Here is a 4,131-nt window from a genome sequence, read left to right as displayed (position 1 = left end):
CATAGAATTTTTCTCAACATGTAACAAAATGCAATCTTCAAGAAATACTTGTTTAACAACTTCAAATTCTGGCAAATCTAGAGATACAGAAAACACTTATAGAACCTCCTGTTATGTTAATTGGTCGATAACATTATTGCCAGGATTCTATGAGTGTTTTCATTTTTTTGTTTAAATCACAAATTTTGGTGATGAATCAAAATTTATTGAATGAACAAAAAATATAATACTAGGAACAAAAGGGGATTTCCCCCTTTTTTAATTAGAGCTGCTTCGTGTGGTACGAATTTTTATGTAACAGTTATTGATCACTATAATACAAAACCAAATGCACGGATAATATTTGTATAAAATTTTCCTATATAGAGGTTAATAAATGGGAAGGGAAAATAGTGTAGGTAGGATACGAAGGTTGTCATAATTCGGTAGCTTCAGTATTGTTTATCTGTATCATTACATGAAATCCAAAAGGTGGACATGGAATTATCTTTCGATTGGCTTAAATCATATGATTATAAAAAGCAGCTGTTATTTATAGACAGCTGCTTTTTAACTTCTTTCCGTAGGAGTAAATGGTTTCATCCACAATAAAATAAAAAAGCTCATGCAAATATAGCCAAATAGAGGATATAAATTGGAAAGGAGAGTACCGTAATTCACCAAACTGATCAAATACGCAATAATAAAAATTGCTGTTACTGATACGAATGTTGGAACATGGAAATATTGCTTAAGCTGCCTGTCGAGTCCAAAAACGTTCCCAATTACAGAGGTGAAAATCTCTCCATAAATAATCAAAACAAAAAACCAATAGAAAAATGGTGCAAGGTTTTTCATGATAATTGCCATAGGAATCTCATATAGTTCCAAATTGGGCAGCATGATGAGGGTAAAATGATTAGCTATTAATATTAAGGTTAAAGCCAATCCACCAAGTATTCCGCCCCATTTTATTGTCCAATCGTCTTTTACTTCTGAAGCAACCGGAACTAGAACTGCTTGAGCTAAGCCAAGATTTAAAGCTGCATATGAAAAAGGGGCGATCACACTTTTCCATCCATCGTTGGCATATGGAATATATAAAAACTGATCTAAGAAATTTGGCATTTTAATAGATAAAGACATCAAGATTAAGCTGAAAACGATCATTAATGGGACAACAAATGTATTAACGGCAAATAAACCTTTTGTTCCTATGAGCATTACAATAAAAGAAAGAAAAATAGTGAAAAACACCCCTAAGTTTTTCGGAAGTCCTAGTTGTTCTTCAAATACTGCTCCTGCACCTGAGAGCATGACGGCACTAACCCCAAGTAGCATAAACAGCATAAAAAAATTTATGATCCTTCCAGGCCATTTACCAAACAAATATTCATTGAATTCCTGATATGATTTAGCGTTGATTTGTGCTGCTAGACGCATTAGTTTGGAACCGATCATAACAAATAAATAGCCGCTCATTAATATACTAATAAAGCCGAAGAAGCCAAACCGTGAGAAAAACTCAACGATTTCCCTTCCAGTGGCAAATCCTGCACCTACAACCGTCCCAACATAGACCGCTGCAATTTGAAAGGCTTGATTCCAATTTCGTTTCACATCATCTCCCCCTTATCACCAATATATGACTTAAAGGACAAACAATGACGAGCATTTTTCCCTAACTGGAAAGTATTACATGGGATAAAAATCTTGAAAGTCAAAAAAGGTCAAGATATAATAAAGTCACAAAGGTCAAATATAGTCAAAGTCAAATTGATCAAAGCAGTAAAAAGGAGGTTTTCTTTATGCTTTGTCAACGATGCCAACAAAATCAAGCAAATGTGCAATTAAATATGATTGTTAATGGACACCGAAAAGAATTAAAACTTTGTGATGAATGTTATTCAAAAGAAAAAAGTGTGATTGGCGCAGGCTTTGGAATGAATATGGATCTATTTTCAAGCTTCCCTTTTGAGGGACTTTTTCAAACAAATGGTTTTACTCAAATTCCAAATAAAGAAAATCAAAAGACTGAGAAAAACGGACGCGGAGGCTTCATCGATCAATTTGGCCGTAACTTAACACAAATTGCCAAAGCAGGGTTAATTGACCCGGTTATTGGTCGTGATGAAGAAGTAAAACGTGTCATCGAAATTTTAAATAGAAGAACGAAAAACAACCCGGTATTAATTGGTGAACCTGGTGTTGGTAAAACAGCCATTGCGGAAGGACTTGCGTTAAAAATAGCTGAAGGTAAGGTACCGGAAAAGCTTAAAAATAAAGAGGTATATTTATTGGATGTTGCTTCACTTGTTGCTAATACGGGTATTCGGGGTCAGTTTGAAGAAAGAATGAAACGATTAATTTTAGAATTACAAGAACGTAAAAATATTATTTTATTTATTGATGAAATTCATTTATTAGTTGGTGCAGGGTCAGCGGAAGGTTCGATGGATGCAGGAAATATTCTAAAGCCGGCCCTTGCTCGTGGAGAATTGCAAGTTATCGGGGCTACAACCCTAAAAGAATATCGACAAATTGAAAAGGACCCTGCTTTAGAACGACGTTTCCAGCCGATCCATGTTCAAGAACCATCTGTGGAAGCAGCAATTGAAATCTTAAAAGGAATTCAAAAGAAATACGAAGATTATCATGAAGTCACATATTCTGAGGAAGCGATCCGTGCATGTGTGAATTTATCTCATCGCTATATTTCAGATCGTTTCCTACCCGATAAAGCAATTGACTTGCTTGATGAAGCGGGTTCAAAATTGAACTTGACTTCTAATTATAAGTCTAATGAACAAATCGAGAATCGCCTAAAAGAAATTGCTTCTCTAAAGGAGGAAGCACTCAAACACGAACGCTATGAAGAAGCAGCAAAACTCCGTGATGAAGAATTGAAACTTGAACAAGCTCTAAACGATGAAACGAATGGGGACCGTCCACTTGTTACGGCCTCACACATCCAACAAATTATTGAACAAAAAACTGGTATTCCGGTTGGAAAGCTTCAGCAAGATGAAAAACAAAAAATGAAAAATTTAGAAGAAAATCTAAATAAAAAGGTTATTGGTCAAGAAAAGGCGGTTGAAAAGATTGCTAAGGCGATCAGACGTAGCCGTGCTGGTTTAAAACCAAAAAATCGTCCAATAGGATCTTTCCTATTTGTCGGCCCTACTGGTGTTGGTAAAACCGAATTAACAAAAACACTTGCCGAAGAATTATTTGGTACAAAGGATTCAATGATTAGACTTGATATGAGTGAATATATGGAGAAACACAGCGTATCAAAATTAATCGGTTCACCACCAGGTTATGTAGGACATGAGGAAGCTGGACAACTTACGGAAAAAGTACGTCGAAACCCTTACAGTATCATTCTGCTTGATGAAATTGAAAAGGCACATCCGGACGTGCAGCATATGTTCTTGCAAATCCTTGAGGATGGACGCTTGACCGACAGTCAAGGTAGAGTAGTAAGCTTTAAGGATACGGTTATTATTATGACAAGTAATGCTGGAGTTGGTCATAAACCAATTCATGTTGGATTCGGTACTACAAATTCTGTGGAAGAAACAAATATTCTTGATTCACTTGGTAGCTTCTTTAAGCCGGAATTCCTTAACCGATTTGATGGCATTATTGAATTTAAATCATTGGACAAAGAGCATATCTTGAAGATTGTTGATTTAATGGTTCATGAACTCCAAGAAACATTAAAAGAGGAAAATATTGAATTCACGATCTCAACAGAGGCAAAAGAGAAATTAGCAGAACTAGGTTATCACCCAGCATTTGGGGCACGGCCATTAAGACGTGTGATTCAAGAACAACTTGAAGATAAGATTGCAGATTTCATTCTCGACCAGCCAGAAGCCAAAAATCTAATGGCTGTATTAGAGGATGGTAAGCTAACAGTCAAATCAAAAACCGTATAATAAAAAAAGCGAAGCCTGATCATTAAAATGGTACCTGTAGGTAGGACACTCGAACAAAAGAGTGTTCAACCTACAGGTATTTTTATATACTTGAATTTCAGAATATGGAGATTAGGGGACAACATGAGTAAAATAACATTTTCATCTAAAGAGATAAACATGCTTCAAAAAAATCCAAATGTACAGCGTGTCAGCGAAAGGTCTATTA

The 4,131-nt window shown here is 35.7% G+C and carries 2 protein-coding genes; one reads left to right on the top strand and one right to left on the bottom strand.

What is annotated here, in order from left to right:
* Window positions 1-549 precede the first annotated feature (549 nt).
* Window positions 550-1,599 carry a YkvI family membrane protein gene (locus tag GZA11_RS16085; RefSeq protein ID WP_038540589.1) on the bottom strand — a complete coding sequence of 350 codons (1,050 nt, stop codon included), beginning with the start codon at window positions 1,597-1,599 and terminating at the stop codon, window positions 550-552.
* Window positions 1,600-1,787: 188 nt separating this feature from the next.
* Between GZA11_RS16085 and GZA11_RS16080 the strand changes: the two genes are divergently transcribed.
* Window positions 1,788-3,923 (top strand): ATP-dependent Clp protease ATP-binding subunit, encoded by a 2,136-nt coding sequence (locus GZA11_RS16080; protein WP_163184385.1) that lies wholly within the window; start codon window positions 1,788-1,790, stop codon window positions 3,921-3,923.
* The last annotated feature ends 208 nt before the right edge of the window (window positions 3,924-4,131 follow it).

This window comes from Neobacillus sedimentimangrovi, assembly GCF_010614825.1.
Taxonomy (GTDB): Bacteria; Bacillota; Bacilli; order Bacillales; family Cytobacillaceae; genus Neobacillus; species Neobacillus thermocopriae.
Note: the sequence above shows the minus strand (reverse complement) of the source record. Positions and strands in the feature narration are given on the sequence as shown.